Below are 23,476 nucleotides of genomic sequence, written 5' to 3' on the forward strand. Positions count from 1 at the left end.
GATCGGCCCCTGCTGGCCTGCGAGTTGATCCTGCAGTTGGCGGTTGCCCCGCGCACGCGGGGATCGGCCCTGGGCCAGGATGGTGTCGCTGCCGTCGTGGAGGGTTGCCCCACGCACGCGGGGATCGGCCGGCCAGCTACTGGGGAAGCCCCGCCTCAACGCGGTTGCCCCGCGCACGCGGGGATCGGCCACAGCGTGACTATCCCGAATAGTATGCCGACCCGGTTGCCCTGCGCACGAGGGGAATCGACCTTCTTGAATGCCATGTATCGGACCGGCATATGGGGGTGTCCCGCGCATGCGGGGATTGTCCGCGATTGGCATACAAAGTGGAACGAGGTATCGAAGGGGGTATTATAAATTCATGAACCTCTTTTTAAGAATTTTCTCCTATGTCGATCCAGGAAAGTTCGGTAGAGGTAGCCGTAAATGTACAGCTTGAGCAGAATGGCGGGATGGTAGGCCGGCCGGCCCGTCTTCGCCGGCGCCACCCGAGCAAAACCCAGGCTGGCAAGATCAAGCTCGTCGACGAACACATCGACGACACGAACCGGATTATCTTCGGCCACGTAGTCGTCCAGAAGCTCGGGCAGCAGCGTGCCTTGTCCGCGGTCCTCGCCCTCAATAAAGCGCTTCATTTCGCACCCGTAGTGATGAGATACTGGCTTAACGTTGACTACGCTGCCGCCGTTTACACGTCCCTACGTTTTTACACAGTCTGGGCCGATTGCAGACCTAGTGTAGCGTCCGCTTACAACCTATAGCGCTCATTGCGATCGAACTGATCAACGAGCTTGTACAGTAAACTGCACTCATCGAGAGTGGACTTCCCCCACTCCGGTAGACATTTCTGACCTATGATTTGAGCATAGGAGAAATGAATGAGCACACAGCGTTACACGCCGGAATTTAAGGAAGAAGCAGTTAGGCAGGTGGTCGAGCGGGGCTACCCCGTTCCGGAGGTTGCAGCCCGATTGGGGGTATCGGCCCATAGTTTATACAAGTGGGTCAAGGCAGTCATGCCAACAAAGGACGAGAAGCAAAGTGCCGAGTTGGTCGAAGCAAAAAGCGAGATCCTGCGGCTGCGGTCCCAGATGCGCCGTCTGGAAGAGGAGCGCGATCTGCTAAAAAAAGCCGCACGGTACTTTGCCAGGGAGCCCGAGTAAAGTACCGGTTCATGAACGAGCATCGGCACGAGTTTTCGCTTGTGCTGATGTGCCGCATTTTGAAAGTGGCCAGAGCCGGGTTTTATCAATGGCTGCACCACCCGATATCGGAGCGAGCGAAGGAAGATGCTCGCCTGGTCGAGGCAATCCGGCATTCGTATTTTGCAAGCGGCGGTGTCTACGGCGCCAACCGTGTCTTTGGCGATCTGCGAGAAGCCGGCGAGACTTGCGGACGTAATCGTGTAGCGCGGCTCATGCAGGTCAATAAGATCAAGGCTGTACGCGGCTATAAAGCACCCAGAAGGATTGCTGGCCGGCCTTCGATCATTGCTCCGAATCGGCTGAATCGAGAATTTACCGTCGATGCTCCTGATCAGGCTTGGGTCACTGACATTACCTACATCCGAACTTGGCAGGGCTGGCTTTATCTGGCCGTCGTGGTCGACCTTTTTGCACGCAAAGTCGTTGGCTGGTCGATGAAGCCGACATTGTCGCGCGAGCTGGCGATCGACGCTTTACTAATGGCGGTTTGGCGCCGCAAGCCAAAGAAGCCGGTACTGGTACATTCCGATCAAGGCAGCCAATATGGAAGCGACGACTGGCGCCGCTTCTGCAAGGCCAACAATCTCGAACCGAGCATGAGCCGACGCGGCAACTGCTGGGATAATGCTGTCGCGGAATCGTTCTTCAGCAGTTTGAAAAAGGAGCGCATTCGCAAGCGCATCTACAAAACCCGGGACTTGGCCCGGGCCGATATCTTCGACTATATCGAAGTCTTTTACAATCGAACCAGGCGCCACAGCCATCTGGGCGGTGTCAGCCCCGAGGCTTCGAGCGCGCCTCAGCGTGAGGTCGGGATTTGTCTACTGAACTGGGGGAAGTCCAATCATAGGTCAGAAATGTCTACCGGAGTGGGGGAAGTCCATACCCGCAAACATCAATAAGAACCCTAAGTACCGTGGACGGACCATAGCAGAGATACTTAAGATGAACGGCGTAGAGCCAATGAGTATCACAACCGTCAACAAGTACCTCACACGTGCCTCTAGTCTCCTCAAGTGGGCGCTCCAGCACGGCTATGACCTGACCTGCAAAAACTGGTCCGACTTGAAATTTCATATGCTATTGAAAAGGAGAGTCAGACCATGCCCAAGAAGCGATTCACATCCGAAGACATCATCCACAAACTGCGTGAAGCAGAAGTCATGTCTGCGCAAGGCAAGACGGTGGCCGAAATCAGCCGCCAACTTGGCGTGACGGAGCAAACCTACTTCCGCTGGCGCAAGGAGTATGGCGGCCTGAAGATTGACCAGGCCAAGCGACTGAAGGAACTGGAGCAAGAGAACGCACGCTTGCGCCGAGCGCTGTCGGATGCTGTCATCGATAACCAGATACTGCGCGAGGTCAGCCGGGGAAACTTCTGAGCCCGGCACGTCGCCGCCAAGCCGTAGCCCATGTCAGAATGAGCTTGGGTCACGCTGAACGGCGTATCTGCCGGGCGCTTCATCTCTCCCGCTCTTCGGTTCGTTATGCTGCCCAGCCACGCGCCGATGAGGCACCACTGACTGGAGCCATCATCGAACTGGCCAGCCAATATGGGCGTTACGGCTATCGGCGCATCCACGCCATGCTAGAAGATCAAGGCTGGGAGCTGAGTCGCTCTCGGGTAGAGCGTATCTGGAAACTAGAAGGATTGAAGGTGCCAGTGAAACAGCCAAAGAGAGGAAGGCTGTGGCTGCCGACGGTAGCTGCAGCCGAATGCGGCCGGAATATGCCAATCATGTCTGGAGCTGGGACTTCGTCATGGAGAGAACGCATGATGGACGTGTTCTGAAAATCCTGGTTCTCATCGATGAATTCACTCGCCGCTGTCTCGCGCTGCACGTGGCCAGGCAAATTCGCAGTACTGACGTCATCGATATCCTGGCTGAGGCCATGGTGACCTACGGTGTTCCGGCATATCTACGCTCTGACAATGGGCCGGAAATGGTCGCCAAGAATCTTCGGCGCTGGCTTGCATCAGTCGGTTCAAAGACGCTGTATATCGAGCCAGGAAGTCCATGGGAGAACGGATACTGCGAATCCTTCAACGGCAAATTCCGGGATGAACTGCTCAACGGAGAAATCTTCTACACCCTCCGAGAAGCTCAGGTCATCATTGAGCGATGGCGTCATCAGTACAATACCGTTCGGCCGCACAGCTCACTGAAATACCGGCCACCGGCACCGCAGGCTACACTGCCGGCAACAACCCCGGCACCACTGCGGCTTGCCGCTTAGACTAACTTTAAGTCTGGACCAGTTGTTTCAGGCCGGTCAGTTGGCGCCCTCTACCGGCGCGAGGAAGGCCCCGGTGGTGTCCTGCGACGTCTGCGGTTTGTAGATGACGGTGTAGCTGCCGTAGACCGAATGCGCGTTGTTGATGTCATAGACCAGCCCGCCGTAGGGCGTAAACACGTTGCTGCCGGATTGCGGGCTGGGCGAATACAGCGTGCTGCTGCGCGTGACATAGTTGGCCGAGTATTTGAACTCACGCGCGCCCACGATCAGCTTGAGCTGGTCGCTCAGCGAGAAGCGGCCGGCCCCGTAGAGCCCCAGCTGGCGGCGCGTGCTGTCGTACTTCATGTAGCTCGCGCCCGGCACCACGACGCCGGTGCGGTCCCAGGTATAAATGTTGACCGCCGAACCCTGCAGGCCGCTGGTGTCGCGCGCGCGATCGGTGTTGCTGACGAAGTTGTTGAAGTCGGCGCCGAACACCAGCTCATGCTCGCGGCCGAACAAGTTGACCGGGCCGCGCACGTTCACGTCGACGGCGTCGGTGCGAGTGTCGTGCAGGTACTGCTCGGCAAACAGCGTGAGGCCGTTACCGGTGGCCTGGTCCGGCACGCCGCTGGCTTCGGCCAGATAGGCCACCTTGTCGGTCTGGGACGACTGCACGGTATTGGCCGACGCCTTGAACTTCCAGCCGCCGCCCAGTTCCTGGTCGAGCGTGGCGAAGAAGGTATTGGAATTGATGCCGAGACGGTTGTCGCGGCTGGCCGAGCTGAACGAGCGCGGCAGGTCGGTCTGGTTGCCGTTGCTGTAGAACAGCGGGAAACCGACATACGAAAACTGCCCCTTGTAGCGGTTTTCCTGATGTTCAAACCCCAGCGTGAGCTTTGTCGACGATGACAGGTCAGCTTCGACGATGCCGTAGAAGAGCTTCTTGTCCTTGCTGTAGTTGTCGATGAAACTGTCGCCGTTCTCCCAGGTGGTCACCAGTCTGCCGCGCGAGGTGCGGGCCTCATTGAGCGGGCCGGACAGGTCGATCATGCCGCGCTTGTTGTTCCACGAACCGGCGCCCAGTTCGGCCGAACCCTGGAATTGCGCGGTCGGTTTCTTGCGCACCAGGTTGATGGCGCCGGATGGATTGCCGGCGCCGGTCACCAGCCCGGACGCGCCGCGCAGGATTTCCACGCTGTCATACACCGCCATGTCAGCCATGCCCTGCGGCGACACTTCGCCCAACCCGTAGTATTCGGCGTAGGTGCTCAGGCCGTCGATCTGGAAGTTGTTGACCGTGTAACCGCGCGAGACCGGATAGTAGCGCTCGGTCCCCATGGAGGTCAGCGTCAGTCCGGGCGCTTGCTCCAAGGTCTGGCGCAGGCTGGTCAGGCCCTGGTCTTCCATGCGCTGCTTGGTGATCAGGCTGACGGCCTGCGGGGTTTCGCGGATGGTCAGTCCCAGCGGGGTGGCGGCGCTGGCTTGCGCCGGGGCCGTATAGGACGCCTCGCTGTCACGATCTGCCGTCACGGCAACGACGGGCAATGCGGTATTGCCGGCGGCGCCTGACGTGGCCACCGGGCGCAAGCTGTAGCTGCGGCCGCCGCTGCCCGTGGCAATGGCTTGCAGGCCGGTACCGGCCAGCAGCCGGGAGAATGCCTCGTCGAGGCTCAACGTGCCGCTGACTCCCTTGGTGTGGATGTGCTGCACCAGTTCCGGCGCAGCGCTGACACTGATGCCTGCGTCCCCGGCAAAGCTGACCAGTGCCGGTGCCAGCGGCCCCGCCGGCACATTGAATGTGGCCGGCTGCACGATGGATGCCGGCTCGGCTGCCTGCGCCATGTTGATGCCGGAAATGCCGCCGATCGCGCCGGCACCCATGGCCAATGCAAGCGACACCAATGCCCCTTGCACTGCACGGCAGACGCGCGTCTTGCGCGGCTGGAAAACCTGTTCTGATGACATGCTGAAACGCCCTTCCCTGTATGTGAGTACTGTCGATGAATGCCTGTGTTCAAGACAGGACACACACGGGAACAAAAAGGGGCCAACCGGCAGACATTTTTTTAAGAAGTTTTTTCGGCCGGCAGCAGCGTGACCCACCAGCGGGTGCGATAGCGGATATCGAGCGACAAGAGTTGCGCCAGATTGGCCAGGGCGGCATCCATATCGTTCACCTGGAAAGCGCCGGTGACGCGCAGGCCGCCAATGGCCGGATCGCAATCCAGGATGCCGGTGCGATAACGTCCCAGTTCAGCCAGCAAGCGGTCCAGTCGCATGTCTTGGGCGGCGACGATGCCGCGGGTCCACATCGCGGCGTCGGCTTGCAAGCGCTGCTCCGGCGCAATACTGTCGCGCGTGAAACCGGCGCTATAGCCGGCGCGCAGCAGATGGCTGGCACCGCTGTCACGCGGGTGCAGTTCGACCGCCCCCTCGAGCACCGACACCACACTGCGCCCGCTGGCTTGCCGCACGATGAAGCGCGTGCCGACCGGCATCGCCTGTCCTTCGGCGGTCTCGACCACGAAGGCACGCGCCGGCCTGCCCTCGGCCAGTTGCGGATCGCGCGCGGTGGTGACCATGATTTCGCCCTGGCGCAGCAACAGCCGCCGCTGCCGTTCGTCGAAAGCAACATCCACGGCGGAGGCCGTATTGAGCATCACCTGCGTGCCGTCAGGCAGCGTCACCCGGCGCTGCTGGCCGGTAGCGGTGGCGTAATCGGCGCGCCAGGCACGCCAGGGTGTGCTTTGCACCGCCAGCCATCCAGCCGGCGCAGCGGTCATCAGCAGCACCAGCGTGGTGAGTGCCTTGCGGCGATCGATCCCGCGTACGGGGCCGCGCAACACGGCCTGGCCGATCGGCGCCGGCACCAGCCCCGCCTTGCGGCTGACCTGCTCGGCGCGCTGCCAGGCGCGCTCATGTTCCGAATCGGCGCGACGCCAGCGCTCCAGCGCCTGCCGGTCCCTGTCGCTGGCTTCGCCGGAGGCGAGCAGCATGAACCATCGGGCCGCCCTGGTGGCGACGGCGCGATCAAGGGGTGTACCGGGGGAATCCACTGATGGCGAAGTGCTCATGGCGCCAGCAGGATGCATTCGGTCATCGCCTGCGCCATGTAGCGCTTCACCGAACGCAAGCCGATGCCCAGCTCGGCGGCGATGTCCGCATACGTCATCCCCTCGACCTGGGATAGCACGAAGACCGCCCGCACCTTGACCGGCAGCGATTCGAGCATGGCGTTGATCTCGCGCAGGGCCCCCAGGATGATGACCTGTTGTTCCGGCGACGGCGCCATGTCTTCCGGCAGGGCGGCCAGCGCTTCAAGATAGGCCTGTTCCAGCGTCTGGCGCCGCAGGTGGTTGATCAGCAGGCGGCGTGCAATGGTGGCAAGGTAGGCGCGCGGCGCGCGCAACGAGAGATCGCCCTCCCTGCCGGGTGCAGTGGGTGCAACGGGTGCCTGCAGGATGCGCATGAAGGTGTCCTGCGCCAGGTCGGCCGCGTCGCCGGCATTGTGCAGGCGTCGGTCAAGCCAGCGACAGAGCCACGAATGCTGGTCGCGATACAGCGTTTCCAACGGGAGGACGGAGACAGGCTGGGGCTGGAACAAGGGCAGAGTCACGGCGGGCAGGCGGGAGGTTTTGCGCAAGCCGAAAAGGATTCCGACCCACAAGTTAATAAGAATTATTATCAATCATAACCGATGCGCCGGCTTCACGCGATGCTGCGCCATCTTGAGGGATGCTTGCATTCCGCCATCCAATTTATCGACATTAAATTTAATTCTCGAGAATTTATTGACGCAATCTGCATCAGGATTTATCGTTACAGAAAAAAGAATGCCAGCCCAGAGCCCGCTGAACGAGCCTTACTGAGCCATTCAACATAACGATCAGGAGACAAGGATGTACCCCATCGAGATTGTGGATACGGGATTGCGCTATGAGTGCGACGAACGCCAAAGCCTGTTGCGCGGCATGGAGCGGCTGGGCAAGCGCGGGATTCCGGTGGGCTGCCGTGGTGGCGGATGCGGCGTGTGCAAGGTGCGCGTGGTGTCGGGCCAGTGCCAGCTCGAGAAGATGAGCAGCGAATGCGTCAGCGACGATGACCTCGCCGAAGGTGTCGTGCTGGCCTGCAAGGCCTTCCCGCGCAGTGAGGTGCGGGTGGAGCTGGTCGACAAGCTGCAGCGTTGCGTCAACAAATCACTCAGCAAGGCCTGATTCCGATGACCTTACCTGCTTCCTCCTCTGCTTTGTCCGCTCCATCGACCCAAGCGTCTCAATCTGCACACAGCGCCACTCTGCTGCCCGCACTGGGCACGCAGCAGGCGCGCCTCGCGGCGGTGGCCGCACTCGGCCATGCGCAGACCTTGGGCGTGAAAATCAATGTTGCCGTGGTGGATCGCGGTGGCCATCTGCTGGCCTTCCTGCGCATGGACGATGCTTTCCTGCATTCCATCGACAAGGCCTACAGTGCGGTCAGCTTCAACATGCCGACCTCCGCCTGGCCGCCCCTGTTCGAACAAGACCCGGCGCTGGCGCGCGCCCTCTCCCAACGACCGCGGCTGGTGCCCATCGGCGGCGGATTGCCGCTGCAATTCGCTGGCACGCTGGTGGGTGGCATCGGGGTCTCCGGCGCCAGTGCTGAACAGGATGAAGCCTGCGCGCTGGCCGGATTGCGCGCCATCGGCGCCGGCAACGACGCCTGAATGTCTCCTGCATGCGGCAGTGCCTGCCGCATCTTCCCGTTGTCTCTCTTCCTGTTGTCTCTCTTCCCGTTGTCTCTCTTTCCGTTGTCTCTCTTTCCGTACTCCCCTTTTCCCACTCTCCTTTCACCACGCCATCCTGTCTCGCAGCAATCTCGCGGCACGTAAAAAAAGAGCAGGTAACGGTTGCCCGTCACCTGCCCAAATCCCGACTACCGGAGCCTCAAGAAAACACCATCAGAAGGTATGGAAAATACCGGCGCGCAGCACTGCCTGGCTGGAGCCGGATGAAGCACCATTGGTCTGCAGCAGACCGTTGATCCATGCGGTGGCACCATCGCCGCGCACGTGCTGGTACACGGTCTGCACGTACAGGTGCGTGCGCTTGGACATGTGGTACTGCAGCGCGGCTGCCAGCTGCTGCGCCTTGTTGTTGTTCACCTGCGCATTGCCCTTCATATAGGAATAGTCCAGCCCGGCGGTCCACACGGTGGCGAAGTCCCATTTCGCGCCGATCTTGTAGACATCCACCTCGGCGCGGTTGGCGGTGTTGCGGGTGTTGGTGTACAGCGCCATCGCCAGCACCGGGCCGAACTGGTAATGCGCGCCCACGCCGTAGTTGCGGATACCATCGTCACCGTTGTTGAGCGCCGCATACTTCTGGTTGGTGTAGGCCGCACCGATGCCGAACGGGCCATTGGCATAGTTCGCGCCCAGGCTCACCGTGTTCGACGATGACGTCTTGCCGGCCACTTCGCCGAAGCCATACAGGCCGCTGAAAGTGAAGCCCTTCAGGTCGATGCTCTTGTACTTCACCGAGTTGGCCACGCGCGTGCCGCCGGCCATGCGGTCGAAGTCGAACGCGCCGGTCGGGTTGTTGGGAATGCCCAGGCCGGTGAACGGGCCCTGGCGGAAGTCATACAGGCCGCCAAACAGGAACGCACCGTCATAGTGATTCAGGGTCAGGGTGTCGAACATCAGTTCGTACTGGTTGCCCACGGTCAGCGTGCCCCATTGCGCGCTGCGCAGGCCGACCAGCGAGGTCCGGTTGAACAGCGCGCCGTTGGACGGCACGATGGAACCGTCGCTGCCGTCGAACTGCGAGGTCAGCTCGAACACCGCGCTGGTGCCATCGCCGAGGTCTTCCGCGCCCTTGATGCTGACCAGGCTGGGCGCCAGGATGCCGCTGTCCATCAGCATGTTCTTGCCGCCGTTCTGGTTGTTGACATAGGTCAGGCCCGTGTCGATCATGCCGCTGATGGTCACGCTGCTCTGCGCATGCGCCACCGGCGCACCCGCTGCCCAACCCATCACCGCCAGTGCTGCGTACAGCGCTTTCTGCTTTTGCTTCATGTCTCCTCCTCCGTTGTGATAAAAACCTGATGTACCGCCTGCCGCCTCATTCCCCTGCGGCCATGGCCGGCGGCATGTTGTTTGATGTTGTTGCCGTGGATGCCGCAGTCGTCGCAATCGCCACAGTTGCCGCATCGATGGCCGCCCTGCCGTTGTCCGCCCCGCCCGGTCTTCGCCGGGTCGGGAACAGCTGGATGCCGAGCGCGCCGAACATGCCCTTGGGATAGCGCAGCATCACCACGATCGTCAGCAGTCCCAGCACCATCTGGTACCACGCGCCCCAGTCACCCAGCCATTGCCGCACCAGGAAATAAACCAGCACGCCCAGAATCGGTCCCTCGATGCTGCCGATGCCGCCGATGACCACCGCGAAGAACATCATCGCGCTCCAGTCCACCGCATACGCGGCCTCCGGCGAGATGCGCATCTTCATCGTGAACAGCAGTGCGCCGCAGGTGGCGCAGCCGGCGGCGGCCGCCACGTAGACGATCCATTTGATCCGCCCGATGCCCACACCCAGGCTTTCGGCCGCGCCCTCGTTGTCGCGCACTGCCGTGAGCGCCAGCCCGAGCCGCGACCGCAACAGCAGCCACACGCCGAGGCACGCCCCCACGCCCAGCGCCAGCGCCGTCCACAGGGTCAGCGACTCGCGCCACCACACCGGCATGCCTTTCATCGCCGGCAGCACCGACAATCCCGAGCCGCCGCCGAGCGACATCGTGTTGACCGTCAGCAGCCGGAACACTTCGGCCAGCACCCAGGTGCCGACGGCAAAATGTGCGCCCCGCAGGCGAAACAGCAGCACCCCGCAGGGCAGCGCAAACAGCGCGCCCACGAGACCTGCCAGCGGTGCGGCGAAGAACGGATTGATCCCCATCCACAACGCCAGCGGCACCAGGCTATAGGCGCCGATGCCGATGTAGAGCTGCTGCCCCACCGATACCATGCCGCCGTAACCGACCAGCAGGTTCCACATCTGCGCCAGCGCGAGGATGCAGAAGAACTCCGCCGCCAGATGCTGCGTGGCGCGTTCGGCCCACCACGGCATGGCCAGCGCGGCTGCGCAACACAGGACTGCGGCGATGGCGCCGGCCACCGCAATGTGGCGCGCCAGGTGTGTCTTGTTCATCATCGTTGTCATTGCCTTGATCTCATCGGTCACGGGTACGCGGGAACAAGCCCGACGGACGCACCGCCAGCGCGCCCAGGAACACCAGGTGGCCGGCCAGGATCCCCCAGCCCGGATTGAGCTTGAGCCCCACCGACTGGGCCACGCCCAGCACCATGCCGCCGGCCAGCGTGCCCCACAGTGAACCGAGGCCGCCGATGATCACCGCCTCGAAGGCGTAGATCAGGCGCATCGGTCCGTCACTCGGACTGACGTTGGCCCGCATCGCCAGGAACACGCCGGCGATGGTGGCGATGCCGATGGACAGCGCCATCGCCACGCCATAGACGTGCTTCGCATCCAGCCCCACCAGCGCGACCACGTCGCGATCGTCCGAAGTGGCCCGCAACACCCGCCCCAGCGAGGTCGACGTGAACAGCTTCTGCACCCCGGCCAGCACGCCGACGGCGACCGCCAGCGTGAGCAGCGGGAACGCGCCGATGTCGGCCACGCCGGCGTGGATGCTCTGCGTGGACAGCGCGCCAATGTCCAGCGTCTGCGGATCGGCGGAAAAGAGTTGCAGCAGCAGGTTCTGCACGATGATCGACATGCCGAACGTCACCAGCAGCGGCGGCAGCAGGTCATGCCCTACGGTGCGGTTGAGCACCCAGCGCTGCAAGACATAGCCGGCGGCCATCATCAGCGGCACAGCCGTGGCCGCGCACAGCCATGGATTCCATTGCGTGCGCGCGGCCACGGCCAGCGCCACGAAAGCACCCGCAATCGCAAAATCGCCGTGCGCGATATTGACGATGCGCATGATCCCGAAGGACAGCGAGAGCCCCAGCGCCAGCAGGCCATACAAGCCCCCGAGCAGGATTCCCTCGATCAGTACGTTCATCCATTGGCTCATGGTCAGATCCCGAAATAGGCTTGTGAAATGCGATCGTGCGACAGGTCCGCCGGGCTTCCCTGCAGGCTGACGCGTCCCTCCTGCAGGCACACCACGTGCCCGGCCACCGCCAGCGCCTGGCGCAGGTCCTGCTCGACCACGACCATCGACATGCCGTCAGCGAGGATGGCTGGCAGCGCCGCGTAGATGTCCTTGACCACGGCCGGCGAGAGCCCGAGAGAAATCTCGTCGCACAACAGCACGTCGGGGTTGGACATCAGTCCGCGCCCGATCGCCACCATCTGCTGCTGACCACCGGACAAGGTGGTCGCAGGCTGGCGACGCCGCTCCTTCAGGATCGGAAACAGGTCATACAGCCGCGCAAGATTCCACGGACCGGCACGCCGGCATTCAGCGCCCAGCAACAGGTTCTCTTCCACACTCAGGCTGGGCAGCAGGCGCCGCCCCTCCGGCACCAGCGCGATACCGCAGCCGACCACCTTGTGCGATGGCAGCGCGGTGATGCTCTTGCCGTTGACATGGATGGCGCCGGTACTGGCGCGCGACAAACCCGCCAGCGTGCGCAACAGGGTCGACTTGCCGGCGCCGTTGGCACCGATCAGTGCCACGACCTGGCCTGCCTCCACCGTGAAGTCCACCCCGAACAAGGCCTGGAAGTCACCGTAATGGGCGGTGACGCCACTTGCTTGCAATCGCATCATTGCTCCCCGATCCCCAGATAGACCTGCCGCACTTCCGCACTGGCCATGACCTGGGTCGGATCGCCTTCGGCCAGCACGCGCCCCTGGTTCACCACGGCCAGCCGGTCCACCACACTCAGCAGCGCATGCACGATGTGCTCGATCCAGATCAGCGCCACGCCCTGGTCGCGAATGCCGATGATGGTGTCGATCAGCGCCCGTACCTCGTGCTCGGTCAGGCCACCGGCGATCTCGTCGAGCAGCAGCAGGCGCGGCCGTGTGGCCAGCGCGCGTGCCAATTCCAGCCGCTTGCGGTCCAGCAGCGTCAGGCTGGCCGCCAGGCGGTCTGCCTTCGCATGCAAGCCAGTCGCCAGCAGCGCCGCCGATGCTTCGGCATGCGCATCGCGGGATGCCCCGGCCGCGCCGAAAGTCGCGCCGACCAGCACGTTCTCGAACACGGTCATGCCGACGAACGGTTTGGGAATCTGGTGCGTCCTCGCCAGTCCGGCACGGCAACGCGTGGCCGGCGACAGCGACGTGACATTGGCCTGGTCGAACCAGATCTCGCCCCCATCCACCTTCAACGCGCCGGACACCAGGTTGAACATCGAGGTCTTGCCCGCGCCGTTCGGCCCGATGATGCCCAGCGCCTCGCCCTCGGCCAGCGTGAGATCCAGCCCGTGCGCCACCCTTACCGCGCCGAAGGCCTTGCTCACCTGGCGCAGCTCCAGCAAGGGCGGCGCGCCGGTGGATGCCGGGCGGGCGCGTCGCATTGCGGTGCGCTCTACAACGGTCGGCGGCATCACTTGATCGGCACCAGCTGTTCGTTGACCGGCACCATGCGCGCCTGGCTGTTGTCGACCAGGCGCAGCTCCAGTCCCTTGCCGCTCTGGCGCCACTGCCCGCCGACCAGCGGTGTGCGGGAAATGTTGGGCACCGGCCCACCCTTGAAATTGACCGGGCCGACAATGGTGTCGAGACGTGTCTCGCGCACTGCATCGCGAATCGCTTCCGGTGTCGGGGCGGTGGCGCGCTGCAAGGCGTTGATTGCCACTTCGAACAGGGCGTGCTTGAAACCCAGCGGCATGGTCCACGGACGGCCGGTGGCCTGCGTGTATTGCGCGGCCAGTTGCTGCGAGCTGGCGCCGGTCAGGCTGGACTTGAACGGATGCATCGGCGACCACCACACTTCTACCGACAAGCCATCGGCACGCTCGCCGAAAGCCTGGATCGCAGCGGGAAACTCGCTGGCCTTGGCCACCGTGACGACCTTCGGGCGGAATCCCTGCTGCCCTGCCTGCGACCAGAAATTGGCGAAGTCCGGCGGCGGTACCACGCCGGTGACGATCGACACGTCAGTGCGTTTGAACTCGGAGAGGTAGGCCGAGAAATTGTCGGACGGCGACTGGAAGCGCCCCTTGTCGACCAGCCGGAATCCCTTGCGATCCAGCACCGGCGGGAAGCCCTTGTTCTTGTCGCCCCAGACGTTGCCGTCGGGGTCATTGGGCCACAGTGCGCCGACGACCTTGTTCGACTCCACCTGCGACCACATGCTGGTGAAGGTGCCGATGATGTCTTCCAGGCCCCAGAAGAAATGGTAGGTCCAGTCGAAGCCCTTGACCGGGTCGCCGCCGCGCCCGAAGAAGTGCGCCTGCCACGGCGTGTCGTTGGTCACGCAGGGCACGCCGTTGAGCTCGCACTGGTCGGCCACCGGATTGGTGGTGGCCGGCGTGGACGACGCCACCACAAGATCCACCTTGTCCTTGAGGATCAGCTCGGCCGTCACGTCGGCGGCGCGGTTGGAGTTGGATTGCGAGTCCTTGTAGATGATCTCCACCGGATAGGTCTTGCCGGCGATGCGGATCCCGCCCGCCACCGCCTTCTTCACCTGCTCCAGTGTGAAGGCATCGGGTTCGGCGAACACTGCCAGCGGTCCGGTGCGCGGGCTCACGTAGCCGATGCGGATCACCTTCGGCGCGGCGGCGTGGACGATGCCGGCCGCACCGGCGAGCGACACACCGGACACGCCGGCCGCCGCCTTGAGCAAACGCCGGCGTGCCGGCTGGACGGATGTTGCGATACCTTCGGATGATGTCCGATTCATGCTTGTCTCCCTCGTGGTTTTTTCTTCGTTGTGCTTTGTTGTGCTTTGTTTTGCGTTGATTGCCCGCACTGCCGCCCCGGCCGCCAGTGTGTTGATGATCTTTGGTCTGTGGCCCGTGGCCGGGCCGAGCGCCGCCCTGCCCGATGCCAGCCGGGCGCGCAAAGGATGCAGAAAGGAAATGCCCGGTGCGCAAATGCGCATGCCGGGTCAAATGCGGATGGGATAGATGAAAATGTGCGGCATCGTGGTTGTCTCCGTCAGTCTTGGCTGGCATGATGGCCGCTGTGTCTTTGCACACGCTGGCCGACTGCCAATTTAGTTTTTGATGTCAGTTCTTGATGTGACGAACACAGAATGATCGAAGAAAAATCGTTCGTCCAATACCAATAAAGTGGGACCAGATACCTTTTCTGCCGCCCACGCCCGGAGGGAGACACATGGATCTCAAGCAGATGCGCTATTTCCTGGCGCTGGCGCAGGAACGCAATTTCGGCCGTGCGGCCCAGCGGCTGCACATGGCGCAACCACCGCTCACGCGCAGCATCCAGGCGCTGGAAGACCGGCTCGGCGTGAGCCTGTTGACGCGCACCAAGCAAGGCACGGAACTGACGCCGGCCGGCAACGTGCTCATGGAAGGCATTCCCAAAATCCTGCAGCTGGTGCGGCAGCTTGAAGAGCAAACGAAGCTGGCCGGCGAAGGCCGCATCGGCAGGATCGACGTGGGCATGTTCAGCTCCGGCATCCTCAACGTCATTCCGCAGCTGCTGGCCGACTTCCACGCGCAACGCCCCGCGGTGCAGATCGGCTTGCACAACATGAGCAAGTCCGAGCAGCTCGCGGCGCTGCGCGAGAAACGCATCGACATCGGCTTCAACCGCTTCCTGCCACAGGACGAAGACATCGCCGTCGAACCGGTGCTGCGGGAATCCTTCCTGGTGGCGTTGCATGAAAGCCACCCGCTGTGCGAGCAGGACACCATCTGCATCCGTGACCTGGACGACCAGCCGATGATCGTCTATCCCAATCTCTCCATGCACGGCCTGGCGCAGGAAGTCGCCCAGGCCTTCCGTGAGGAAGACAGCAAGCTGCGCATCGAGCAGGGTGTGGAAGATGTCGTCACCAGCATCGCGCTGGTGGCCAGTGGATTCGGGCTGTGCATCACGACCGAGTCGGCCGCCAACCTGCACCTGCCCGGCGTGGTGTATCGCCCGCTGAACTCGGCACGGCTGCGCGATATCGAGCTGAGCTGTCTCTACCGGCGCGACAATGCCTCACCGGTGCTGCAGGCTTTCCTGGAAGTGGTGCGCAGGTTCGCGCCGAAATACCAGCCTACTCAGCCGCCCCAGCCGGCCGCCGCCCCCGGCGACTGACGGCGGGCGCCACCTCGGGCAGCGCCATGCGCTGCGAGGCCTGCGGACAGACGTCGGACACCGCTTCCGACATCTGCCGTACGGCATGGACGGTGGCGCGGATGTGCGCTGCCAGCAGCTTGGTGGCGGTCTTGGCATCGCGCGCGAGGCAGGCGTTGAAGATGGCCTCGTGCTCGCCGTGGATGTCGCGCGTCATCTTGCTGTGCGCAATCGAGAGACGGCGATACCGCTCGGACTGGCGATACAGGATCGCCAGGAAATGATGCAGCCAGCGCGAAGGACATGCGGCGATCAGCGCCTCGTGAAACGCACGGTTGCGCTCCTCCCAATCCGAAAAAGTACTCGCGCCGCCGGCCTTGAGCCGCTCTTCGGCCAGCGTCAGCATGTGGAAGGCGCTGCTCAGGTTGCCCTCCCAGGTGTCGTCGCCGGCTTCGATCGACTGGCGCAACGCCTCGGATTCCAGCATCGCTCGTGTTTCGGTGATGTCCATGAAATCGACCATCGAGATGGCCGTGACGCGGAAACCGCGATGCCCGTGCTGCACCACCAGTGCGTCCGCCACCAGCAGGGCGATGGCTTCGCGCAGGGTGCCGGTACCAACGCCGTACTGATCCTTGAGGTGTTCCACGCGCAGGCGGGAACCCGGTTCCAGCACGCCTTCGACGATGTCCTTGCGTAGGTTCAGGTAAGCGTTCTGCGCAAGAGTCGGCTCGTCGGCAATCATTCCGCTGGCTGGCTGGGAAATGGGCATGGCATTCGGGGCAATGGGATCAAGTCAGGATTATATGCGTTTCCGCTCGCGTCATTAACTTCGATAAAAACATATTTTCTCGAGAAAATGATTGACAATCGAAGACCTGGGAAATTAATGTGGCGGTGTTTCAAACAGCAACGACAGGGTTTTCACGACTTTCGTACGTCATAACAAAAGGAGATAGACATGGCACTAACAGGCGTATTGCGCCCCGGCCACGTGCAGTTGCGCGTCCTGGACCTGGAGGCTTCCGTCAAGTACTACACGCAGACCATCGGGCTCATCGAGAACGGCCGCGACAGCCAGGGCAGGGCTTATCTCAAGGGCTGGGATGAGCACGACCGGCACAGTGTGATCCTGCGCGAAGACACCCGCGCCGGCATGGATTTCATGGGCTTCCGCGTCGACAGCGAGGCCACGCTGGATCGCTATGCCACCGAGCTGCGCCGCAGCGAACTGGCGACCGACATGGAATGGATCGCCGAAAACGAGATGCCCTACACCGGCCGCCGCCTGCGTTTTCGCATTCCGACCGGCCACGCCATCGAGCTGTATGCGCACAAGGAGAAGGACGGCTGCGCCACCGGCGACCTCAATCCGGATCCCTGGCCGGACGGCCTCACGGGCATGAGCCCGAGCCGCTTCGATCACTGCCTGCTGTATGGCGACGACCTCGACGGCACCGTCAAGCTGTTCACCGAAGTGCTGGGCTTCTCGCTGGCCGAACAAGTCGTCGGCGGCCCGGACGGCAAGCTCCTGATCAGCGCTTTCCTGACCTGTTCCAACAAGGCGCACGATGTGGCCTTCATCCGCCATCCGGTGAAGGACAAGTTCCATCACGCGTCCTTCCTGCTGGGCAGCTGGGGCGAAGTGCTGCGTGCGGCCGACATCATCTCCAAGCACGACGTCTCGCTGGACCTGGGCCCCACCCGTCATGGCATCACGCGCGGCGAGACGATTTATTTCTTCGACCCCTCCGGCAACCGCAACGAAGTCTTTGCCGGCGGCTACACCCACTACCCCGACAAACCGACCATCACCTGGCACGAGAGCGAGCTGGGCAAGGCGGTCTTCTACCACGATCGCAAGCTCAACGAAGCCTTCCTGTCGGTGGTGACCTGACGTCTGCCGGTCGACTGCCCGCCGGCGTTTCACTGATTTCCGGCGGGTTGGTTTTCCCGTTGCGACGCCGGTCGCAACGGCATCAACTTCATCACGAGATGCACATGAAAGAGTTCAAGAACTTCATCCACGGCGAGTGGATCGCCACCAGCAAGACCTTCCCCGACGTCAATCCGGTCAACAACGAAGTCATCGGACGCGTGCACGAAGCCGGACGCGCCGAAGTCGATGCCGCCGTCAAGGCTGCGCGCGCTGCGCTGCATGGCCCGTGGGGCAAGATGACCGTCGCCAAGCGGGTCGAGCTGCTGCACGCGGTGGCCGATGGCATCAACCGCCGCTTCGATGAATTCCTGGCGGCGGAAATCGCGGATACCGGCAAACCGCATTCGCTGGCCAGCCATATCGACATCCCGCGCGGCGCCGCCAACTTCAAGGTCTTCGCGGACATGATCGAGAACATCCCGACCGAGTCGTTCGGGATGACCACGCCGGACGGCGGACAGGCGCTGAACTACGGCGTGCGTACGCCACGCGGCGTGGTGGCCGTGATCAGCCCGTGGAACCTGCCGCTGCTGCTGATGACCTGGAAGGTCGGCCCGGCGCTGGCCTTCGGCAATACCGTGGTGGTCAAGCCGTCGGAAGAGACGCCGGCCACGGCGACGCTGCTGGGCGAAGTCATGAACGAAGTCGGTATCCCGCCGGGCGTCTACAACGTGGTGCACGGCTTCGGCCCTGACTCGGCAGGTGCCTTCCTGACCGAACACCCGGGCGTGAACGCCATCACCTTCACCGGCGAAACCCGCACCGGCGAGGCCATCATGAAGGCCGCCGCCAACGGTGTGCGTCCGGTGTCGTTCGAGCTGGGCGGCAAAAACCCCGGCATCGTCTTCGCCGATTGCGATTTCGACGCAGCAGTTGCCGGCATCGCCCGCTCCAGCTTTGAAAATACCGGCCAGGTCTGCCTGGGCACCGAGCGCGTCTACGTGCAGCGCCCGATCTTCGACCGCTTCGTGGCGGCGCTGAAGCAACGCGCCGAAAGCCTGCGCCCCGGCGATCCGTACGCAGAAGGCACCAACTTCGGCCCGCTGGTGTCGCAAGGCCATCGCGAAAAGGTGCTGTCCTATTATGAAAAGGCGCGCGCGCAAGGCGCGACCGTAGTGACCGGCGGCGGCACCCCGGAGATGCCGGAATCCATGCGCTATGGCGCCTGGGTACAGCCGACCATCTGGACCGGCTTGCCCGAGAGCGCCGCCGTGATCCAGGAAGAGATCTTCGGCCCCTGCTGCCACATCGCCCCGTTCGACACCGAAGAAGAAGTCGTCAAGCTGGCCAACGCCACGCCTTACGGCCTGGCAGCGACCGTGTGGACGCGTGACGTCGGTACCGCCCATCGCATGGGCGCGGCGCTGGATGTCGGCATCTGCTGGGTCAATTCGTGGTTCCTGCGCGACCTGCGCACAGCCTTCGGCGGCGCCAAGCAGTCCGGCATCGGCCGCGAAGGCGGCGTGCACTCGCTGGAGTTCTACACGGAACTGCGCAACGTCTGCATCAAACTCTGAGAGCGAGCCTGCCATCATGAAACCAGAACTGATTCAAACCCTGGGCGACCGCCTGTACGAGGCGCTGCAGTCGCGCGCGCCGATCGCGCCGCTGACCGAGACCGATCCCGGCATCACCATCGACGATGCCTACCGCATCCAGCTGCGCATGATCCAGCGCCGCATCGACGCCGGCGAGCGCGTCATCGGCAAGAAGATCGGCGTCACCAGCCGGCCGGTGATGGACATGCTCAACGTGCGCCAGCCGGACTTCGGTCACCTGACCTCGGCCATGGTGGTGCCTGACGGCGGCGCCATCGAAGCCGCCGGCCTGATCGCGCCCAAGGCGGAGGGCGAGATCGCCTTCCTGCTCAAGCACGACCTGCGCGGCCCGGGCGTGACCGCTGCCGACGTGCTGCGCGCCACCGAATACGTGATGCCCTGCTTCGAGATCGTCGATTCCCGCATCCGCGACTGGAAGATCCGCATCGAAGACACGGTGGCCGACAACGCGTCGTCCGGCATGTTCGTGCTGGGCGACCAGGCCGTCGATCCGCGCGAGCTGGATCTTTCGCTGGTAGGCATGACGCTGGAAAAGAACAACGAGATCGCCGTCACCGGCGCCGGTGCAGCCGCGCTGGGCCACCCGGTCAACGCCGTGGCCTGGCTGGCCAACACCCTCGGCCGGCTCGATATGGGCCTGCGCGCCGGCGAAGTGATCCTCTCGGGCGCACTGGGCGCGATGGTTCCGGTGAAGGCCGGCGACCAGTTGCACCTGTCGCTGGGCGGCATGGGCAGCGCGTCGGTCCGATTCATCTAAAGGAGAAGCATCATGTCATTGGACCAAGCCACCATCAAAAAGCTGGCCATCCACCTCGAAAGCGCCGAAATGGAACGGCGCGAAGTCACCAAGATCACCGACGCCCATCCCGAGCTCGACTGGATGGACGCCTATGCCATCCAGGATGAAATCCGCGCCATCAAGGAAGCGCGTGGGGTCAAGGTCGCCGGCCTCAAGATGGGCCTGACCTCGCAGGCGAAGATGCGCCAAATGGGCGTGATCGACCCGATCTACGGTTTCATCACCGACTACGGCTCGGTGGCCGACGGCGGTGAGATCAAGACGTCTGAACTGATTCACCCGAAGGTGGAAGCCGAGATCGCCTTCGTCACCAAGGCGCCGCTCAAGGGCCCCGGATGCCACGTCGGCACGGTGCTGGCGGCAACCGACTTCGTACTGCCGGCGGTCGAGGTGATCGACTCGCGCTATGAAAACTTCCGCTTCGATCTCAAGAGCGTGATCGCCGACAACACCTCGTCGGCGCGTTATGTGCTGGGCGGCGTGCACCGCACGGCCACTGGCATCGACCTCAAGAACCTGGGCGTGGTGCTGGAAAAGAACGGCGAAGTCGTCGCCACCGCATCCGGCGCCGCTGTGCTCGGCCATCCGGCACAAAGCGTGGCGATGCTGGCCAATATGCTGGGGCAGCGCGGCCGCGAGATTCCTGCCGGCACGCTGATCCTTACCGGCGGCGTGACCGAAGCGGTCGCAGTGGAAGCGGGTGATGTCGTCAGTGCGCGCTTCCAGCACCTGGGACGCGTGTCGATGCGCTTCTCCTGATCAGGCATCCTGATCCGTAACGGCGCCGTCCTCAAGACCGGCAACGGCTTGAGGACGGCTTGCGTTCACCCCTTGATTCCTTGATTTCGCAACAGAACCACTTTTTTGGAGCCACGCATGCCCATTATGCAAATCTTCCTGATGGAAGGCCGCAGCCAGGAACAGAAGGAAAAATTGATCGAAGCCCTGACCCTGGCGGCGATGACCTCGATCGATGCGCCACAGGAGACCGTGCGCGTGTTGTTGACGGAAGTGCCGAAGGCGCACTTCGGCATCGGCGGGAAGTCGGCCGAAGCGCTCGGCCGATGACGTAACCATCAACGGCGGCGTTCCGGCACGGCAGTACGATGCCGGCCGCCGCCCAGCTCGTCACTGATGCGCTGTGCGGCGCGCATCACCACCGGCACCAGCGTCTGCATGCGTGCCGGGTCCATATATTCCACGGCGCTGGAGACGCTGATGGCGGCGACGATCTTGCCGCTGACATCGCGCACCGGCACGGCCACGCAACGCACCACCGGTTCGTCTTCGCCCAGGTCAAAGGCATAGCCGGACTTGGCATAGCTGCGCATGAGCTTGAGCCAGGCGGTCCAGGATTGCTGGCCGACGTAAGCGCGGTCGAACTGGTACTGCGCCTTCCATTGTTCTTCCGTCCCATCGATCAGCAAGGCCTTGCCCACGCCCGTGGTCGCGGCCGGCTTGCGTCCGCCCACGCGTGAGCTGACCCGCACCGATCGCTGGCCGGGCAGCTTGTCGAGGTAGATCACCTCGCCTTCTTCCAGTGCAGCCAGGTGCACGGTATCGAGGGTCTGCTCCGACAAGATCTCGAGGATGGGGCGCGCCACGCTGAGCAAGTCGCTGTCCTCGTAGGCCTGGAAGCCCAGCTCGATGAGCTTGCTGCCCAGGCTGTAGCCCTTGCGCGGTTCGAACTTGAGGTAACGGATCTGCACCAGTGCCGAGGCCAGCCGGTGGGTGGTGCTCGGGCTGATGCCGGTACGCGCGCTGATCGCGGCCACGGTGACCACGCCATCGGCCACGGCGTCGATGATGTCCAGCCCCCGGAACAGGGTCTGGCTGGCGATGGGGCGAGGCGACTTGTCGGATTCGGCCATGGTGGTCAGGACGGTGGAAATTGCCGGTATTTTGCCAGAGTCGGCCGGCCTGCCCTCCGGTTGCGCCGGCCACGCGCGCACGGAAGGCCTGCCGGCCGGGAACAGCGGCGGCGTCAGACGATGCCGGTCGTGTAGAACAGCGCGATGGCAAAACCGCAGGCGATGGTCTTGATGATTGTGATCGCGAAGATATCCTTGTAGGACTGGCGATGGCTCAGGCCCGTCACCGTCAACAGGGTGATCACCGCGCCGTTGTGCGGCAGCGTATCCATGCCGCCGCTGGCCATCGAGGCAATGCGGTGGAACACTTCCAGCGGGATGTGCGCAGCATGCGCGGCAGCGATGAAGTTGTCGGCCATCGCACCCAGGGCGATGCTCAGCCCGCCGATGGCCGATCCGGTCATGGCGGCGAGCGCGGTGATCGACACGGCTTCATTGATCAGCGGATTGGGAATCGCCTGCAGGGCCTTGGCGGCGATCACGAATCCCGGCAAGGCAGCCACCACTGCGCCGAAACCGAATTCCGACGCGCTGTTCATGGCGGCCAGCATGGCGCCGCTGACAGCCTGTTTGCTGCCTTCGGCGAACTTGACGACGATCTTGCGCCAGTTGCACACCACCACCGTCACGATGCCCACCAGCAAAGCGGCTTCCACACCCCACACCGGCGCGGCTTGCACCACATCCACCGACAGCGGCGCCTTCAGGCCGGCCAGACCGATCTGGTATTGCGCAGCGCCGTACCAGACGGGAATCCACTTGCCGAACACGTAGTTGAGGCCGCACACCAGCACCAGCGGCAGCAGAGCCACCAGCGGGTGCGGCATCGATTCGCCGTGCTCGATGGGTGCCGGCTCATTGATGTGCCCGGTGCCGTAGCCCTCCTGACGTGCGACTGCCGCGCGACGACGGCTTTCCAGGTACAGCATGCCGGTGATGAAGATCGCAATGCCACCAATGAAACCCAGCCACGGTGCGGCCCAGGTATCGGTCTTGAAGAAGGTGGTGGGGATGATGTTCTGCACCTGCGGGCTGCCGGGGAACGAATCCATCGTGAAGGTGAAGGCCCCCAGAGCAATCGTGCCGGGAATCAGCCGCTTGGGAATATGCCCCTGACGGAACATCTCGGCCGCGAATGGATACACCGCGAACACCACCACGTTGAGCGACACGCCGCCGTATGTCAGCAGCGCGCACACCAGCACGATCACCAGCATGGCGCGCTTGTCGCCCACCAGCCGGATCACCGCGCTGCTGATCGAACGCGCGTTGCCGGACATTTCGATCACCTTGCCGAACAGCGCTCCCAGCAGGAACACCGGGAAGAACGACTTGATGAACACCACCATCTTGTCCATGAAGATGGCCGAATACACCGGCGCAATCGCCGCCGGCTCGGTCAAAAGAACTGCTGCCAGCGCCGCCAGCGGTGCAAAGATGATGACGCTGAAACCGCGATACGCCATCAGGACGAGAAAGGCCAATGCGGCCAACACCACGAGAATCTCCATTGTTTTCCTTGTTTTCTATTTTTGAGGGACGCTGTCGGGAACGCGTCGTGCGCGGATCAGCCGTGGCCGTCCGCGCTTGTAGGTTTGGTCAAGCAGGTAGAACGATTGCTGCTGCAGCTAAAGAACAAGCTGCAGCAGCGGGTAAAGCAACAGCGAATAAAAC

At 63.1% G+C, this 23,476-nt stretch carries 21 protein-coding genes and 3 pseudogenes; 11 read left to right on the forward strand and 13 right to left on the reverse strand.

The annotated features are described in order from the left end of the window. Positions 1-371: 371 nt before the first annotated feature. Positions 372-638 (reverse strand): annotated as a pseudogene (locus tag AKL28_RS23975) (transposase); the annotation flags it as partial. A 243-nt stretch (positions 639-881) separates the two neighbouring features. Here AKL28_RS23975 and AKL28_RS16165 point away from each other — a divergent pair. After that, positions 882-1,996, forward strand: a pseudogene (locus tag AKL28_RS16165) (IS3 family transposase); the annotation flags it as partial. Between the two features lie 315 nt (positions 1,997-2,311). Further along, positions 2,312-3,446: pseudogene (locus tag AKL28_RS23980) on the forward strand (IS3 family transposase). Between the two features lie 36 nt (positions 3,447-3,482). Here AKL28_RS23980 and AKL28_RS16180 read toward each other — a convergent pair. The 3 genes from AKL28_RS16180 to AKL28_RS16190 all read right to left on the reverse strand — a co-directional run bounded on the left by AKL28_RS16180 (position 3,483) and on the right by AKL28_RS16190 (position 7,032). Then, the gene (locus AKL28_RS16180; RefSeq protein WP_050469180.1) at positions 3,483-5,393 is read right to left on the reverse strand and encodes a TonB-dependent siderophore receptor; all 1,911 of its coding nucleotides are present in this window, start codon (positions 5,391-5,393) and stop codon (positions 3,483-3,485) included. A 101-nt stretch (positions 5,394-5,494) separates the two neighbouring features. Beyond that, positions 5,495-6,520, reverse strand: coding sequence for a FecR domain-containing protein (locus AKL28_RS16185; RefSeq protein WP_331456566.1), 1,026 nt, complete (start codon positions 6,518-6,520; stop codon positions 5,495-5,497). Next, positions 6,499-7,032 carry a sigma-70 family RNA polymerase sigma factor gene (locus tag AKL28_RS16190; protein ID WP_050469209.1) on the reverse strand — a complete coding sequence of 178 codons (534 nt, stop codon included), beginning with the start codon at positions 7,030-7,032 and terminating at the stop codon, positions 6,499-6,501. Before AKL28_RS16190 ends, AKL28_RS16185 begins: the two co-directional genes overlap by 22 nt. A 295-nt stretch (positions 7,033-7,327) precedes the next feature. On the opposite strand from AKL28_RS16190, the gene AKL28_RS16195 reads away from it, so the two are divergent. Further along, the gene (locus AKL28_RS16195) at positions 7,328-7,642 is read left to right on the forward strand and encodes a 2Fe-2S iron-sulfur cluster-binding protein (RefSeq protein WP_050469182.1); all 315 of its coding nucleotides are present in this window, start codon (positions 7,328-7,330) and stop codon (positions 7,640-7,642) included. 5 nt (positions 7,643-7,647) lie between these two features. Beyond that, positions 7,648-8,130, forward strand: coding sequence for a GlcG/HbpS family heme-binding protein (locus AKL28_RS16200; protein WP_082221527.1), 483 nt, complete (start codon positions 7,648-7,650; stop codon positions 8,128-8,130). A 234-nt stretch (positions 8,131-8,364) separates the two neighbouring features. Here AKL28_RS16200 and AKL28_RS16205 read toward each other — a convergent pair whose 3' ends face one another. The 6 genes from AKL28_RS16205 to AKL28_RS16230 are packed head-to-tail and all read right to left on the reverse strand — an operon-like array spanning position 8,365 to position 14,285. Beyond that, positions 8,365-9,480, reverse strand: coding sequence for a porin (locus AKL28_RS16205; RefSeq protein WP_082221528.1), 1,116 nt, complete (start codon positions 9,478-9,480; stop codon positions 8,365-8,367). A 46-nt stretch (positions 9,481-9,526) separates the two neighbouring features. Then, positions 9,527-10,612, reverse strand: coding sequence for a branched-chain amino acid ABC transporter permease (locus AKL28_RS16210; protein ID WP_156226366.1), 1,086 nt, complete (start codon positions 10,610-10,612; stop codon positions 9,527-9,529). A gap of 19 nt (positions 10,613-10,631) precedes the next feature. Beyond that, the gene (locus AKL28_RS16215; RefSeq protein WP_050469183.1) at positions 10,632-11,501 is read right to left on the reverse strand and encodes a branched-chain amino acid ABC transporter permease; all 870 of its coding nucleotides are present in this window, start codon (positions 11,499-11,501) and stop codon (positions 10,632-10,634) included. A gap of 2 nt (positions 11,502-11,503) precedes the next feature. Beyond that, complete coding sequence (locus AKL28_RS16220) at positions 11,504-12,199, reverse strand: ABC transporter ATP-binding protein (protein ID WP_331456567.1); 696 nt, start codon at positions 12,197-12,199, stop codon at positions 11,504-11,506. Continuing rightward, on the reverse strand, positions 12,199-12,954 hold the full coding sequence (locus AKL28_RS16225; protein ID WP_050469212.1) for an ABC transporter ATP-binding protein: 756 nt from the start codon (positions 12,952-12,954) through the stop codon (positions 12,199-12,201). Before AKL28_RS16225 ends, AKL28_RS16220 begins: the two co-directional genes overlap by 1 nt. 29 nt (positions 12,955-12,983) lie before the next feature. Then, entirely contained in the window at positions 12,984-14,285 is a 1,302-nt protein-coding gene (locus AKL28_RS16230; protein WP_050469185.1) for an ABC transporter substrate-binding protein, read from the reverse strand. Between AKL28_RS16230 and AKL28_RS16235 the strand changes: the two genes are divergently transcribed. Both AKL28_RS16235 and AKL28_RS16240 read left to right on the forward strand, forming a co-directional pair. After that, complete coding sequence (locus AKL28_RS16235) at positions 14,284-14,511, forward strand: hypothetical protein (protein ID WP_050469186.1); 228 nt, start codon at positions 14,284-14,286, stop codon at positions 14,509-14,511. The genes AKL28_RS16230 and AKL28_RS16235 overlap by 2 nt on opposite strands. Positions 14,512-14,722: 211 nt before the next feature. After that, positions 14,723-15,655: a LysR family transcriptional regulator gene (locus AKL28_RS16240; protein WP_050469187.1), complete on the forward strand. Its 933-nt coding sequence runs from the start codon at positions 14,723-14,725 to the stop codon at positions 15,653-15,655. On the opposite strand, the gene AKL28_RS16245 is transcribed toward AKL28_RS16240, so the two are convergent. After that, complete coding sequence (locus AKL28_RS16245) at positions 15,615-16,406, reverse strand: GntR family transcriptional regulator (protein ID WP_082221530.1); 792 nt, start codon at positions 16,404-16,406, stop codon at positions 15,615-15,617. The genes AKL28_RS16240 and AKL28_RS16245 overlap by 41 nt on opposite strands. 189 nt (positions 16,407-16,595) lie before the next feature. On the opposite strand from AKL28_RS16245, the gene AKL28_RS16250 reads away from it, so the two are divergent. From AKL28_RS16250 to AKL28_RS16270, 5 genes are all read left to right on the forward strand, one after another. After that, on the forward strand, positions 16,596-17,531 hold the full coding sequence (locus tag AKL28_RS16250; RefSeq protein WP_050469188.1) for a catechol 2,3-dioxygenase: 936 nt from the start codon (positions 16,596-16,598) through the stop codon (positions 17,529-17,531). A gap of 104 nt (positions 17,532-17,635) precedes the next feature. Continuing rightward, complete coding sequence (locus AKL28_RS16255; protein WP_050469213.1) at positions 17,636-19,090, forward strand: 2-hydroxymuconic semialdehyde dehydrogenase; 1,455 nt, start codon at positions 17,636-17,638, stop codon at positions 19,088-19,090. Between the two features lie 16 nt (positions 19,091-19,106). Beyond that, the gene (gene dmpE, locus AKL28_RS16260) at positions 19,107-19,889 is read left to right on the forward strand and encodes a 2-oxopent-4-enoate hydratase (RefSeq protein ID WP_050469189.1); all 783 of its coding nucleotides are present in this window, start codon (positions 19,107-19,109) and stop codon (positions 19,887-19,889) included. A gap of 12 nt (positions 19,890-19,901) precedes the next feature. Then, positions 19,902-20,690, forward strand: coding sequence for a 2-oxo-3-hexenedioate decarboxylase (gene dmpH, locus AKL28_RS16265; protein ID WP_050469190.1), 789 nt, complete (start codon positions 19,902-19,904; stop codon positions 20,688-20,690). A gap of 117 nt (positions 20,691-20,807) precedes the next feature. Continuing rightward, entirely contained in the window at positions 20,808-20,999 is a 192-nt protein-coding gene (locus AKL28_RS16270) for a 2-hydroxymuconate tautomerase (RefSeq protein WP_050469191.1), read from the forward strand. 8 nt (positions 21,000-21,007) lie between these two features. Here the strand turns inward: AKL28_RS16270 and AKL28_RS16275 are convergent, their stop codons facing one another. Continuing rightward, the gene (locus AKL28_RS16275) at positions 21,008-21,802 is read right to left on the reverse strand and encodes an IclR family transcriptional regulator (RefSeq protein WP_050469192.1); all 795 of its coding nucleotides are present in this window, start codon (positions 21,800-21,802) and stop codon (positions 21,008-21,010) included. A 113-nt stretch (positions 21,803-21,915) separates the two neighbouring features. Then, positions 21,916-23,313, reverse strand: a complete 1,398-nt coding sequence (locus AKL28_RS16280) for a GntP family permease (protein ID WP_050469193.1) — start codon at positions 23,311-23,313, stop codon at positions 21,916-21,918. Positions 23,314-23,476 lie beyond the last annotated feature (163 nt).

Source organism: Herbaspirillum chlorophenolicum (assembly GCF_001189955.1).
Taxonomy (GTDB): domain Bacteria; phylum Pseudomonadota; class Gammaproteobacteria; order Burkholderiales; family Burkholderiaceae_D; genus Herbaspirillum; species Herbaspirillum chlorophenolicum.